Source organism: Corynebacterium sp. sy039, from assembly GCF_007904105.1.
Lineage (GTDB): Bacteria > Actinomycetota > Actinomycetes > Mycobacteriales > Mycobacteriaceae > Corynebacterium.
The window spans coordinates 1,399,554-1,413,560 of record NZ_CP042325.1; the positions used below are offsets into that span (position 1 = coordinate 1,399,554).

The following is a 14,007-nucleotide window of genomic DNA, read 5'->3' on the forward strand; positions in this document are numbered from 1 at the left end:
AATAATTAAAAGCGAGATTCATACACGAATCTCGCTTTTCTTTTTATCTTTCTTCAGCTGCTAATTGGCCACACGCAGCAGATATTTCCTGACCTTTTGTATCACGAACTGTGCATGGGACACCCTGAGCGCTCACACGTCGCACGAATTCATCTTGACGCTCACGAGGCGATGCGTCCCACTTAGACCCTGGCGTTGGGTTAAGCGGAATAAGATTAACGTGCACTTTGGATCCTAGCGCCTTATGCAATTTCTTCCCAAGCATATCTGCTCGCCAACCATGATCATTAATATCACGAATGAGCGCATATTCTATGGATACTCGTCGCCCAGATTGTTGCGCATAATAGCGCGCGGCTTCTAGCACTTCTTCAACTTTCCAGCGGTTATTGACTGGCACCAAAGTATCACGCAGTTCATCATCAGGAGTGTGCAAAGAAATAGCTAAGGTAACTGACAACTCCTCATCAGCAAGTTTGTAAATTGCTGGTACTAATCCAACAGTAGAAACAGTCACATTACGTTGCGAAATACCAAAACCTTCTGGCACTGGTGCAGTAATCTGCCGAACCGCTGACACTACTCTTTTATAATTTGCCAGTGGCTCACCCATCCCCATGAACACCACGTTGCTTAGTCTCGACCCTTCTGCCGCCATAGTAGCTGCCGCAGTACGCACCTGGTCTACTATTTCTCCTGTTGATAAATTACGATCCAGTCCGCCCTGACCAGTAGCACAAAAAGGACAAGCCATTCCGCAACCAGCTTGGGAAGAAATACATAACGTCGCTCGGTTTGGATAACGCATGAGTACAGATTCTAGAAGGGTACCATCATGGAGTTTCCATAATGTCTTCTGTGTTTCTCCATCATCTGCTTCCACCTGCCGTACAGGGGTCATCAGCTCAGGAAAAAGTGCTTCAGCGACGCTGTGGCGCGCTTTTTCTGGCAGGTCAGTCATAGTCCTGGGATCAGCCTGCAACCTGCCATAGTAATGACGCGCTAATTGGTCTACCCGAAACTTAGGAAGACCAAGTTCTTTGAGCGTAGCAACTCGTGCGTCTTTATCGAGATCAGCAAAATGCTGTGGTGGCATAGCACGACGACCAGCGCCGAAGTTTAAGGAGATGGATGTAGCCATAATGTCTCATTCTCGCATTAAAGTTTCCTAATGGAAAATCATAATTGGATCAAACGGCTGTTTTAACCAACGAATATAACAATGCCATAAAAGAAGCATAACGTAGGCTGGAATAATTAGCCTTTGAGCGAAAAATGAAGTTGAATGATTTTATGACTAATCGTGATAATTTTTCACCTGACCAAAACTTTCCTGAAGATTCCACTCAGCACTTCGATGATTCTTTGACTGCACAACCGCACTACACCGAAAGCGCTGCAGCAGAACCTGCATACGAAGCGCCTGTTCCTGCCCCAGAAAAACACCAAAAGACTAAAGTGAAGTCTTCTTTTGCTGGCGGAACCTGGGTAGCGCTTATTGTTGGTGCACTACTGCTCATTGTCTTGTTGATATTTATCATGCAAAATCAGCAAGCAGTAAAAATGTCCTTTATTGCTTGGAGTTTTTCTTTCCCCGCTGGTGTTGGTTTCTTACTTGCCGCAATTGGCGGCGCTTTAATTATGGCGCTTGTCGGTGGTACACGTATTTTGCAATTGCGACGCCAAATCAAAAAGAAATAAACTACGCAACCAATAAGCTCTTATCTTGTAGTTAGATAAGAGCTTTTATTTTTGTATTATTCGTTTTGTCTTGTATTTGTCTTGTATGCACTCTGAAAAGACAATCATGGCATAGTAATGAGACTCAGTAGCAGCCAGGTCACCATTGCCGACGGCAGCATACCATCAAGGCGATCCATAATGCCACCATGACCAGGCAAGAGATTGGACATATCTTTGATACCCAACTCCCGCTTGAACTGAGACTCAACAAGATCACCCAATGTTGCACAGATGACTAGACCGCCTCCCAAAAGGATTCCCCACCACCAGTTATAGTGCAAAAGCAAAGACACACTTAATGCACCAGTAAAAATTCCTGCGATGATCGAACCGATAAAGCCTTCCCAAGATTTTTTAGGACTCACGGCAGGTGCCATCGGGTGAGCACCAAACATTACCCCGGCAATATAGCCACCAGTGTCGGAAGCGATAACGCACAGCATGAAGGTCACAATGAAGTGCGAACCCGAAGCCCTATCTGTATTAAACAAGGAAAGCATTGCCGCAAAACTACCAAATAACGGTATCCAAGTAAGAACGAAAACCCCAATTGCTGTGTCTCGTAGATAATTTTTTGGTGCTGCAGAACTGCCATGATGGAATAGCCTGCTAAACATCAAACACAGCACTGAGAGCGCATATGCCGATACCAACCCCTTGGCACCAAAAAATAAACTCAGCCAAATCATCAACTGCCCTGCCGCTAATAACAACCATTTGGGTAGTACATAACTGCGCTCACGCAAGCGAGTATGTACTTCCCAGGTTGCTGCGGCAAGGATGACTGCTACAAAAGGGTACCAACCAAAGGGGACAATGAAGATCGCAATAAAAACCAATAAACCAAGACCAATACCAACGCTGATAGCAGCTTTAAGATTGCGTCCAGCGCTATTGCGTGGTTTGGGAAAATGCTCAATGTTCCCATGCACCGTTTGGCTCATTGATGATATGTACTCCTTGTTTCTTGGTCATGCTGGTTAAAACCCAAGAGGCCTGTTTAGACCTCCATCAACTCGCCCTCTTTTTTAGCTACCAGCTCATCAACTTGAGCAACATACTTTGCAGTAACTTTATCAAGTTCTTTTTCAGCTGCTTGTACTTCGTCTTCGCCCGCGTCGCCGTCTTTTTGGATCTTCTTTAGCCCATCCATTCCCTTACGACGCACATTGCGAATTGCAATTTTTCCTTCTTCACCTTTAGCTTTGGCCACCTTCACCATGTCTTTACGACGCTCCTCAGTAAGTTGAGGAACTGTTACCCGCAACACGTGCCCGTCGCTAGTTGGATTAACACCAAGGTCTGAGTAGCGAATTGCATTCTCAATTTCACCAAGCATTGATTGCTCATAAGGTTTGATAAGCAGCATACGTGCTTCTGGCACAGAGATGGTTGCCATTTGCGTTACTGGGGTAGGAACTCCGTAATAATCCACAATGATGCCAGCAAACATTGCAGGATTAGCGCGTCCAGTACGAATATTTGTCAACTCGCTACGAGTACGCTCGACGCTAGTAGTCATATGTTCTTCAGACTCTAATAAAATATCATCAATCATAAATAATCCTCTATGAGTTAAACGGCTAAGAAGTAGAACTGTTTTAGCTTTGCACTAAGGTGCCGATTTTTTCACCAGCAACAGCTCTTGCGATATTACCTTCTTCAAGTAAATTGAACACCAGGATAGGCATATCATTATCCATACATAAACTGAATGCTGTTGCATCCGCCACTTTAAGTTCCTGCTCAATTACTTCACGCGGAGTAATCTCGGAGTACAAAACAGCATCTGGATTAGTACGTGGATCATCTGAATACACACCGTCGACGGCTTTAGCCATCAACAGCACCTCACAATCAATCTCGAGTGCTCGCTGAGCGGCGGTAGTATCCGTAGAGAAATATGGCAATCCCATTCCAGCGCCGAAAATAACAACACGCCCTTTTTCTAGATGACGCTTTGCGCGTAAAGGCAAATACGGCTCCGCAACTTGCGCCATATTGATAGAAGTCTGTACGCGGCAGTCAATGCCTTCTTGTTCCAAGAAATCCTGTAAAGCAAGACAGTTCATGACTGTACCCAACATACCCATATAGTCTGAGCGATTACGATCCAGACCTCGCTGCTGCAATTGTGCACCGCGGAAGAAGTTACCGCCACCAATAACAACCGCTACTTCTACGCCACTTTTGGCAACGGATGCAATTTGGCGCGCAACGTTTTGTACCACATCTGGGTCAATACCTACTGCCCCACCGCCGAACATTTCACCTCCAAGTTTAAGCATTACCCGCTTGTACTTAGAACGTTTGGCAGTCTCGGTCATAGATCTCAAACCTTTCTTAGACAACCAACAGCCATACCCTTGCTGTGGAGTTATCCCAGCAAAATAACACTGTTGTGTGTGTTTAATGGAATCTCATGATACAAAAAGTGCTTTGTACTAAAGGCTAATCATACCTGCTTTGGAGATAGTTGTGTAACTTAAAAACGAGGTTCCCCACAAACAGGAACCTCGTTCATTATTTACTCAGCACTTACCCAGCGCATTACCCGCAGGGGTGTGAGATTGCTTATCACAATTACTGCTGTCCAACCTCAAAACGAGCGAAAGCAGTCAAAGTAACACCAGCCTCATCCATGACCTGCTTTACAGTCTTCTTGCTGTCTGCAACTGAAGCCTGTTCAAGCAATACAACATCCTTGTAGAAACCATTGAGACGACCCTCAACAATTTTTGGAATAGCTGCCTCTGGCTTCTTTTCTTCACGAGTAATCTGCTCAGCAATAGAGCGCTCTTTTTCGATAACCTCAGCTGGCACATCCTCGCGGGTAAGATATGCAGCTTTAAGCGCAGCAACCTGCATAGCAGCAGCATGAGCAGCAGACTCTGCAGCCTCGCCCTCACCAGTGTAAGAAACCAAAACACCCACTGCTGGTGGCAAATCAGCAGATCGGTGGTGCAAGTACACAGATACTTTGTCGCCTTCAAGAGTTACTGCACGACGCAACTCGAGTTTTTCACCGATCTTAGCGGACAACTCCTGGATAGCTTCCGCAGCAGTCTTACCATCAACATCTGCTTGAGCAAGCTCTTGTGCAGAGTTAGCTTTCACGGCAGCAGCTGCATCAGCAACTTTTTGTGCAAAAGTCTTAAACTCAGCGTTCTTTGCCACGAAGTCAGTTTCAGAGTTGATTTCAACCATTGTGTTTGCAGATACAGCAATAAGACCCTCAGTAGCATTACGCTCTGCACGCTTTCCGACGTCCTTAGCGCCTTTGATACGAAGAACCTCAACAGCTTTGTCAAAGTCACCATTGGTTTCTTCAAGAGCCTTCTTACAATCAAGCATTCCGGAACCAGTGATTTCACGGAGCTTTTTCACATCTGCAGCAGTGTAGTTCGCCATTGTCGGGGCGATCCTCCTCAATTAGGGTAATTTAATAATTTCGATATACAGAGTAACTGACTTAGCGACTAAACGCTATCGAACGCGCAACATTGCGCAAACATTACCGTCGAAAAGCTCTGTATTTCGATGTGCCATAAAAAAGTCCTTTGCACAGCACCGTGGTGTTGCCAAAGGACTCTAAACAATGTTGAGACAACTACCAGAATTGTCTCATACAAGTTTTATTCAGCAGATTCTGCTGGTGCTTCAACCTTGGCTGCAACTTCTTCAGTTGTCTCTGCCTGTGCAGCTGGCTCAGACTTTTGTGCATCACCAGCAGCTTCTTTGGCTGCAGCTAGCTTACGCTCTTCGCGTGCTTTCTTCCCCTCGATAACTGCGTGAGAAATAACACGAGTAAGAACCTCAATAGAGCGGATTGAGTCGTCGTTACCTGGAACAGCGTAATCTACCACGTCTGGATCACAGTTAGTGTCAAGAACAGCAACGACTGGAATGTTGAGTTTATGAGCTTCGCTTACTGCAATGTGCTCTTTGTTGGTATCAACAACCCACAAAACAGAAGGAACCTTGCCCATCTCTGCAATACCACCGAGAACGCGCTCAAGTTTGGTGCGCTCACGAGTAAGCATGAGGATTTCTTTTTTGGTACGACCATCGTAACCATTTTCGGCTGCGTCCATCGCTTGCAATTCTTTCATGCGGTGAAGACGCTTAGAAACGGTCTGGAAGTTGGTGAGCATACCACCCAACCAACGGTGGTTCACGTATGGCATACCAACGCGCTCAGCCTCAGTAGCAATTGCTTCCTGAGCTTGCTTTTTGGTACCTACATACAAAACAGTGCCACCATGTGCAACTGTTTCTTTCACAAACTCGTATGCTTCGTTGATGTAGTTAAGAGTCTGCTGAAGATCAATAATGTAAATGCCGTTGCGATCAGTCAAGATGAAACGACGCATTTTTGGATTCCAGCGGCGTGTTGGGTGACCAAAGTGCACACCAGAATCGAGAAGCTCACGCATGGTTACAACTGCCATGTTCACTTCCTCCTTGTTAATAGTTTTCGGTTTATATACTATGCAGGCTCTCCCTGCACCCTAGCTGCCATTACCACTCAAACGCTTATATTCAAGAACCCTGAAAATAAGACCACAGTCCAAGTTAGCTTCACAATGACCGCGCGAAATTAGTAACTCTACTTATCCATGCACATATTTCAATTATGTTTTCGCCAAGACATCATCTTGCGAACGCACAAGACCTTGATCAGAAACAAAATACCGCACATATAACAGAGCCAAAGTAGCAGTATAGTGTTTCACGTTCTGCAATACAAAAAAGATGTGAATAACTTTTCCCCGCTGTGGAAAATGGGGAAAATGATGCCAATGTGACACTTTTCCACAATGCTGGTTAGGTACTTTTGTCCTTGTTGCAAGAAGATGTGCATAGTCACACCATGACTGTGAATATAACGTCTCAACAACTGCCACACGCGCAACCGCAACGGAGAAAAAATAGATTATGGCTCGTCTTGTGCCTTAGTTTGAGTATGCTGCTGGGATTATTCCCGTTCCCGATACCTTCACGAGCCACGTCGACCACTCCACTAGAACGAAACTACATTAGTCCCATAACCGCTACTGCCGACCCTGGAAAAATTACACATGGTTTTGATCCACCGAAGAAAAAATGGCTAGCAGGACACCGTGGCGTGGATCTTGCCGCTACAGTTGGACAAGACATTTATGCCGCACAAGATGGTGTTATTGCTTTCGTCGGGATAGTAGCTGGCACTCCTGTCCTTTCCATTGATCATAACGACGGCATCCGAACAACATATCAACCAATTGATGTCACCAATCCGGATATTTCCCAAGGCACCGTAATACAAGCGGGACAAGTAATTGGCAAACTCAGCCCCGTAGGCATATCACATGGGCAAGGACTGCATTGGGGTGCACGTACCGGCAAAGATACCTATATTAATCCTCTATCTTTACTCGGCGCGCCGGTAATTAGACTTAAACCATTAAGCAACCAATAACTTTACGCACGCGGGTGAGCTTTCTTGAAGGCTTCTTTTAACCTTTGCGAGCTCACGTGTGTATATATCTGCGTGGTCTGCAAAGAAGAGTGACCTAATAATTCCTGCACAATGCGTAAATCTGCCCCACCATCTAAAAGATGTGTCGCAGCGGTATGACGCAAAGAATGGGGACTGAGTTGTTCTACCCCAAGCTCATCTCCAGCTTTCTCGACGATGCGCCGAACCTGGCGAGGATCTATCCTGCCACCCCTACTGCCCAAAAAACACGCTTTTTCTTCTTTATTCGCACCACGAGCTGCTAATACTGGACGCGCCGTATCCAACCATTGCCGCAAGATTGATGCAGCATTTTCACCAAAGGGAACAATACGTTGCTTATTTCCTTTTCCAGTTACCTTTATTGTTGAGCGAGCAAAATCAATATCTGCAATATCCATGCCACACACTTCCGCTACACGAATGCCTGTCGCATAGAGCAACTCCAATAATGCGCTATCACGGATATATTCTTCTTCATGCACAGCTTGTGAAGCGCGCATGAGCTTGTCTGCTTGTTTTTCATTGAGCACTTTAGGCAAATGGCGTCCTTTTTTGGGCGAAACAAGGGTTGCTGCCTCATCTTTAGACACGAGATCTTGTGCTACTAGCCATTGTGAAAATCCACGAATAGCCGCTGTTCTCCTCGCAAGAGTGGCTCTTGTTTTTCCATCTTCGAGAGTTTGTCCTAGCCACGCACGGATATTGACAAGATGGAAATCTTGTAGTTCGGGAGCGCCTGCCGCAAAGTCTAATAAGTCAGACCGATAGCCTTTCACTGTTGCAGCAGAACGTCCAGCGACCAATGTGAGGTGCTTGGCATACGCGTCGATAAGCTCTATCAGTGATGTCGTGTTCAGAGACGACGAAAGTGCAGCAGATGTTTCTTGTGTTTTCATCTGCTGCACTTTCGATACTGACTCACCCATAGTGCATAACCCTAGCGTGTTAGGCAGACTCTGCGCTACTGCACACAGTGCCTTGTGCTCAAGAAAGGAACCAGCCCGAACCTTCAAGAACCTTTTGCTTAGGCTTGCCTCAATTACATTACAGCCCTATTTTAGATTATGCAAGCCTAACTTATAAAAGATTGGGGAAATTCGGCAAAACAGCTCCCGCACCCAAATCATTTACATCTAGACAGCACGTCGCCAGGCGTTATGGGCGCGCACCACTAAACCTTTGCGCTCAAGTACAACCAAGAGATACATACATAGCCCAAGACTCAATGCCGTTTCTTGCACAATCTGATCACTTGTCTTAGCCTGTGCTCCCAGTACATCAAATACCCGCAGTTCATTTCGGCTCAATGCTTGCACGTGGCTTGGTGCAAAATCAATTTCATACTGTTGCTCAGGATCAACTTCTCCCACAGCACTCAACAATGCCCGTACCTCATCTGCACTACACACCAATTGCGCTTGACCATTTCTAATTTTTTCATGACAGCCTAAGGATCCAACCCCAGTGATAGGACCGGGAACTGCCATTGTGACTTTCCCAAAGGCTTGTGCCCAATTGAGAGTATTTAATGCACCAGAACGCCATGCAGCCTCCATAACAACTGTTCCTTGTGTAAAAGCCGCTACTAATCTATTACGAGTCAAAAATCTATGACGCTGCGGAGTATGACCTGGCGGATATTCACTGACGATAAGTCCACGTTCCACAATTTTATCAAAGAGGTTACGGTTACCAGCTGGATAAAACCTATCTATCCCGCAAGCGCTAACCGCAATAGTCACACCCCCACTATCAAGAGCTTGTTTATGTGCCACAGCATCTACACCCAAAGCACCACCAGAGACAATTGTCCATTTATGCTGTGCTAAACCTTCAGCAATATATTGGGTAGCGTCAATTCCATAGGAAGAAACTGCGCGAGTACCGACAATAGCAACTGACTGCGCCAAAACCTTGCCCAAATCTAAATGGGATGAGCCACGCACCCACAAAGCATGAGGCATTACAGCGTCTTCTTGATAAGAACGAGTATGTTCACTCCTACCAGAGGCAGCAAACCCAAAAGCCTGGTTTAACTGCTCATAGGGCCATTGCGCAGAATCAGGAGTCAATAACCACCCTCCCAAAGACTCTACCTGTGCTAAATCCTCCTGGCTGCGATCGCAGTTATACCGTGCTTGCGTTTCACCTAGTAACCCACCAATCCATGATGACCTATTTTTAATGCCAGAAACAATTTCTTCCACATCATGACCAGCAGATAATAGCTCTTGCAACCGTTTACTAGGCCCTTCAAGCACCCGCGATAAATATGCCCAACACAATGTACGTTCTGAGATTTTCATAGATTTATACCTGACAAGTTCCTCAACTCTAGTCCTCGCATTACATGATCAATAGTTGGCTGTGCAATGTCTTCTAAATCAGCCAATGTCCATGCAAGTTTTAATGCCCTATCAACGCTTCGTTGGCTGACCATTCCTTGCGCTAAATATGCAGATAAAAGCTCCATAGCATCCTCTTTAGCAGGAAACTTCCTACGAATAATTGGAGCCTCAACAGAAGCAGTCACGTATTGAGACAAGCCTGCCTTGCGCCAACGCCACTGTGCTCTTTGACGACCAGCTGCCACACGTTGCGCAATCGTCGAACTCGACTCTGAAGAACAATCATGTAAAACTGCCCCGCTATTGCGCATTGCCACAACAATATCTAAACGATCCTTGAGCGGACCTGATAAATTACTCATATAGGTTCGTCGAACGCGCGACGAACACTGACATTTACTAGAGTCTTCACTGCCACAGCGACAGGGATTAGCAGCAAGTACAAGCTGGAAACGCGCAGGAAAAGTAATATTCATACGCGCCCTACTCAAATGCACATATCCTTGTTCAAGCGGCGTACGTAAAGAATCTAAAATATGCGCTGGTATTTCGCTTACCTCATCAAGAAATAGCACCCCATTATGAGCCAAACTTACAGCTCCTGGCATAGGTTTTCCTTGACCACCACCTAGTAAAGCTGCCTGGGTAATAGAATAATGCGGTGCTACGAAAGGCGGATCTGCAATAACGCCTGAATACGTTTTACCAAGTACAGAATAAATTGAGGTAGTTTCTCGCTGCTGATCCCCTACCAAAGGCGGCAAAATACCTGCCATACGCTGCGCAATCATTGTTTTCCCAGAACCAGGCGGTCCCATCATCAAAAAATGATGTCCACCTGTGGCTGCTATTTCTGCAATGTACTTTGCTTCTTGTTGCCCAGCAATATCTGCCATATCCAAAGAAACCTTGCTACTAGCGCACACCCGATTTTTTAATAAAGAATGTGCACAATCTAAGGTTTTTTCTCCAATAACCCATTGATATAACTCACGAATATGCTCAACTACAAGCACCGATATCCCATCGCATATTTCAGCTTCTGCCAGGTTTGCCCGAGGAATAACAACAGTTTTAATACCAGTTTCCTTTGACACCAACAATGTAGGCAACACGCCATTAACTGCTTTGATACGACCATCAAGACCTATCTCACCCAGCAACAAGGTACTCGCTAATTTTTGTAGTGCTGCATGATTATTTCCCACTGCCGTGAGAACTGCCATACACATTGCTACATCCAGATGAGCTCCAGATTTTGGTAATGATGCAGGTGATAAACTCACCACTGTTTTCGTTTTAGGCCAACTCAATTGACAATTTTGGACAGCAGTCTTAATACGATCACGAGATTCTCCGATAGCGGTATCTGTCATACCGATGATATACATCCCTGGCAGACCAACCCCGATATTAGCTTCTACCTCGATAATATGTGCTTGCACCCCTATGACAATTGCAGACAAAGTTTTAGCAAGCGCCACGGTCAACCGCCTTATAATGCTCGAACTCTGCCGAACCCATCATTGCTTGTGTAAAAACCACAATGACATCAAAACGAATGGGTACATGGTCTAAAACATATTCCTTGCTCTGCGCTAACCACTGCGCCATCACACCACGCATTCTTCTGAGTTTCTTGTCATCAACGCTTTCTGTACTTCCCCACCGTTTCGTCGATCGTGTTTTCACTTCAACGCATACAAGATCACCAGTTTTATCCCGGGCAATCAGATCAACTTCCCCGCCTCGGTAATGAACATTATGAGCCACAATCGTATATCCTTGCTCGCACAACCACGCTGCAGCTAGTTGTTCCCCATAAGTACCTAATTCTGCTCGATTATCATGCCTACGACGCACATCTATAGTTTCCCTACCACTGCTATATGACATAACTATGCTCCTTGAGAAAATCTTTTGATATATCTCCAGGTATAACAAGCACGCGAAACAGAAAATATCGTCGAAAGCTATGGAAAAGAAAAACTGTGGATAACCAACCATCGTGGTCAGTTATCCACAGGAAAAATAATAAGTGCTAGTCAGAATTGACTTTTTCTTTGCTTCTCAACGAGCCTCTGGTTTATCTAATTCTTCGATGTTGACGTCCTTGTATGTGATCACTCGGACATAGCGCACAAAGCGCATGGAACGATACATATCCCATACCCAAGCATCAGACATTCGCAGCTCATAGTACACATCATTACCTTGTGTATGCGGGATAAGTTCCACTGCATTTGCTAGATAGAACCGCCGTTCAGTCTCAATAACATAGGAAAACTGGCTCAAAATATCTCGATATTCACGGTAAAGTGATAGCGCAACTTCTGCTTCATAGTTATTGAGATCTTCAGCACTCATTATTACTAGGCTCCTCTTCTAGCAGTCGTCCAGGCGGCGTGAGCAAGTCTCACATTCTCATAACTATATCTATGCTCCGGACTGGCTCCGTGACGGCGCACCGCTTCCATATGATTCTTCGTAGAATATCCTTTGTGCTGCGCTAAGCCATACTCGGGATAACGCTCATCGAGTCTACACATCAGTTCATCTCTAGAATGCTTTGCCAGCACACTCGCTGCAGCTATGCAGCGTGCAACGCTGTCCCCACCAATGATCGGCAAATATGCGCTAGCCAAACCTGGTACCTTCATCGCATCAGTCAAAATATAACCCGGATGAATACCAAGCAAAGCAATTGCGCGACGCATCCCTGAGATATTGGCATGCTGTATGCCATGCCGATCGATATCAGCAGCATCAATATGCACAATGGCATATGCCCGAGCATGGTTTTTGATGAGAGGATATAATTTTTGGCGAGTATCTGCCGATAGTTGTTTAGAATCTGTCAGTTCAGATAACTCCGCTATGGGTTCCGGTGGCAAGATGCACGCGGCAATACTGATTGGACCACAACTTGCCCCTCGGCCTGCTTCATCCACACCAGCAACTGGCCCTAATCCATGCTTTTCAAGCGTAACCTCTAAGGTACGCAATTGCTTAAGAGTACGCACAACTTATTCTTGTATTGGCACAGGATCAACAGTTCCGATCCGATTGAATGGGAACAAAATAACACGAACTTTACCGCGGATATTCTCCCGTGGAATTGTTCCTTGGTATTGGTCGCCAATATGTGCCCTGGAATCCTTAGAATTAGTGCGATTATCGCCCATCATGAAGTAATTTCCCTCGGGTACTGTGACAGGACCAAAGTACGCACCACCACAAGCAGCAGAACCAAACTCAGAGTCAGGAATCTGATAAAAAGGCGGATCAAGAATATATGAAGAATCGATTTCCTTACCATCAACCATAATGCCAGGATCCCCTGGTTGGCATTGTACTATTTGCCCACCAGAAGCAATGATCCTTTTGACTAGATTATTTTCATCCGGCGCAACCAGCCCAACAAATGCCCCAATATCCTGCATACCACGAATAATCGGGTTAGCAGAACGCGTGGACTGGTAATTCTCATTCCACGAATCAGTACCCTCAAATACCACAACATCACCAGGTTTAGGATCAGAAAAGCGGTAACTGATTTTTTCTACAAAAATACGATCCCCCACACAACCAGTACATCCATGCAAAGTAGGTTCCATCGATTGTGACGGAATCATGTAGATACGCCCCACAAAGGTTTGGATGAGGGTAATAAAAACAAGAGAACACAAAACAACAATCACAAGTTCCACATACCAGGGACGTTGCTTTTGCGTATCTGTTTTGTCCTTAGCTTTTTGCCTAACCGCTTCAGTGGAAACAGTTTGCTCAGCAGCAGAATTATCAAAATCGTCTTTGCGTGTTGGAGTCACAGCACTATACTTTAGCACCAACTAGCTACAAGCAGCAGACAAGAACTGAAGAATAATCTATCGCATAGAAAAACCCAGTGGTCGCCGATAAGCACAAGGCAACCACTGGGTAATCTGAGAAAACGAATTAGCGCTTCTCTTTAATTTTCGCTGCTTTACCGCGTAGATCACGCAAGTAGTAGAGTTTCGCACGGCGAACTTTACCACGGCTAACAACTTCGATCTTATCAATATTTGGGGTGTGTACTGGGAAAGTACGCTCCACACCAATACCAAAGGAGATCTTACGAATGGTGAAGGTTTCGCGAATTCCATCGCCCTGGCGACGAATAACAACACCCTTGAATAGCTGGGTACGAGTCTTGTTACCTTCGATAACCTTTACGTGTACGTCGAGAGTGTCACCTGGACGGAAATCTGGAATATCATCACGCAAAGAAGCTGCATCGATTTTATCGAGAATGTTCATCTAAACAATCCTTAATTTTCAAGAACAGAGGATCCTGGCGGTATATAACTCAACCGGTTCATATTCACTACAATGATCACGACTATCTATGCATATGACAGCATAAGATAGACA

The 14,007-nt window shown here is 45.4% G+C and carries 16 protein-coding genes; 2 read left to right on the plus strand and 14 right to left on the minus strand.

Annotated features, from left to right (window positions below; genetic code table 11):
• Window positions 1-43: 43 nt before the first annotated feature.
• Window positions 44-1,141 carry a 23S rRNA (adenine(2503)-C(2))-methyltransferase RlmN gene (rlmN, locus tag FQV43_RS06355; protein WP_144273100.1) on the minus strand — a complete coding sequence of 366 codons (1,098 nt, stop codon included), beginning with the start codon at window positions 1,139-1,141 and terminating at the stop codon, window positions 44-46.
• A gap of 152 nt (window positions 1,142-1,293) precedes the next feature.
• Between rlmN and FQV43_RS06360 the strand changes: the two genes are divergently transcribed.
• Window positions 1,294-1,701 carry a lipopolysaccharide assembly LapA domain-containing protein gene (locus FQV43_RS06360; protein ID WP_146339542.1) on the plus strand — a complete coding sequence of 136 codons (408 nt, stop codon included), beginning with the start codon at window positions 1,294-1,296 and terminating at the stop codon, window positions 1,699-1,701.
• A 104-nt stretch (window positions 1,702-1,805) separates the two neighbouring features.
• Here the strand turns inward: FQV43_RS06360 and FQV43_RS06365 are convergent, their stop codons facing one another.
• The 5 genes from FQV43_RS06365 to rpsB all read right to left on the minus strand — a co-directional run bounded on the left by FQV43_RS06365 (window position 1,806) and on the right by rpsB (window position 6,194).
• Complete coding sequence (locus tag FQV43_RS06365; RefSeq protein ID WP_144273102.1) at window positions 1,806-2,687, minus strand: phosphatidate cytidylyltransferase; 882 nt, start codon at window positions 2,685-2,687, stop codon at window positions 1,806-1,808.
• Window positions 2,688-2,743: 56 nt separating this feature from the next.
• Window positions 2,744-3,301 (minus strand): ribosome recycling factor, encoded by a 558-nt coding sequence (gene frr, locus FQV43_RS06370; protein ID WP_144273103.1) that lies wholly within the window; start codon window positions 3,299-3,301, stop codon window positions 2,744-2,746.
• A gap of 43 nt (window positions 3,302-3,344) precedes the next feature.
• A complete protein-coding gene (gene pyrH / locus FQV43_RS06375; RefSeq protein ID WP_144273104.1) occupies window positions 3,345-4,070 on the minus strand; it encodes a UMP kinase in 726 nt (241 codons plus the stop codon).
• A 256-nt stretch (window positions 4,071-4,326) separates the two neighbouring features.
• On the minus strand, window positions 4,327-5,154 hold the full coding sequence (gene tsf, locus FQV43_RS06380) for a translation elongation factor Ts (protein WP_144273105.1): 828 nt from the start codon (window positions 5,152-5,154) through the stop codon (window positions 4,327-4,329).
• A gap of 224 nt (window positions 5,155-5,378) precedes the next feature.
• The gene (gene rpsB / locus FQV43_RS06385) at window positions 5,379-6,194 is read right to left on the minus strand and encodes a 30S ribosomal protein S2 (RefSeq protein ID WP_144273106.1); all 816 of its coding nucleotides are present in this window, start codon (window positions 6,192-6,194) and stop codon (window positions 5,379-5,381) included.
• 422 nt (window positions 6,195-6,616) lie between these two features.
• On the opposite strand from rpsB, the gene FQV43_RS06390 reads away from it, so the two are divergent.
• The gene (locus FQV43_RS06390) at window positions 6,617-7,204 is read left to right on the plus strand and encodes a M23 family metallopeptidase (RefSeq protein WP_246846873.1); all 588 of its coding nucleotides are present in this window, start codon (window positions 6,617-6,619) and stop codon (window positions 7,202-7,204) included.
• Window positions 7,205-7,206: 2 nt separating this feature from the next.
• Here the strand turns inward: FQV43_RS06390 and xerA are convergent, their stop codons facing one another.
• The 8 genes from xerA to rplS all read right to left on the minus strand — a co-directional run bounded on the left by xerA (window position 7,207) and on the right by rplS (window position 13,893).
• Window positions 7,207-8,142 (minus strand): site-specific tyrosine recombinase/integron integrase, encoded by a 936-nt coding sequence (xerA, locus tag FQV43_RS06395; protein WP_246846875.1) that lies wholly within the window; start codon window positions 8,140-8,142, stop codon window positions 7,207-7,209.
• A 237-nt stretch (window positions 8,143-8,379) separates the two neighbouring features.
• A complete protein-coding gene (dprA, locus tag FQV43_RS06400) occupies window positions 8,380-9,552 on the minus strand; it encodes a DNA-processing protein DprA (RefSeq protein ID WP_146339544.1) in 1,173 nt (390 codons plus the stop codon).
• Window positions 9,549-11,078: a YifB family Mg chelatase-like AAA ATPase gene (locus FQV43_RS06405; protein ID WP_146339546.1), complete on the minus strand. Its 1,530-nt coding sequence runs from the start codon at window positions 11,076-11,078 to the stop codon at window positions 9,549-9,551. The genes dprA and FQV43_RS06405 overlap by 4 nt, the downstream gene beginning before the upstream one ends.
• Complete coding sequence (locus FQV43_RS06410; RefSeq protein ID WP_168195060.1) at window positions 11,065-11,490, minus strand: YraN family protein; 426 nt, start codon at window positions 11,488-11,490, stop codon at window positions 11,065-11,067. Before FQV43_RS06410 ends, FQV43_RS06405 begins: the two co-directional genes overlap by 14 nt.
• Before the next feature lie 174 nt (window positions 11,491-11,664).
• Window positions 11,665-11,961, minus strand: a complete 297-nt coding sequence (locus FQV43_RS06415) for a DUF2469 domain-containing protein (RefSeq protein ID WP_144273111.1) — start codon at window positions 11,959-11,961, stop codon at window positions 11,665-11,667.
• A gap of 5 nt (window positions 11,962-11,966) precedes the next feature.
• Entirely contained in the window at window positions 11,967-12,617 is a 651-nt protein-coding gene (locus FQV43_RS06420; protein WP_146339550.1) for a ribonuclease HII, read from the minus strand.
• A 3-nt stretch (window positions 12,618-12,620) separates the two neighbouring features.
• Window positions 12,621-13,424 carry a signal peptidase I gene (gene lepB / locus FQV43_RS06425; protein WP_146339552.1) on the minus strand — a complete coding sequence of 268 codons (804 nt, stop codon included), beginning with the start codon at window positions 13,422-13,424 and terminating at the stop codon, window positions 12,621-12,623.
• Window positions 13,425-13,551: 127 nt separating this feature from the next.
• The gene (gene rplS, locus FQV43_RS06430; protein ID WP_144273114.1) at window positions 13,552-13,893 is read right to left on the minus strand and encodes a 50S ribosomal protein L19; all 342 of its coding nucleotides are present in this window, start codon (window positions 13,891-13,893) and stop codon (window positions 13,552-13,554) included.
• Window positions 13,894-14,007: the final 114 nt, after the last annotated feature.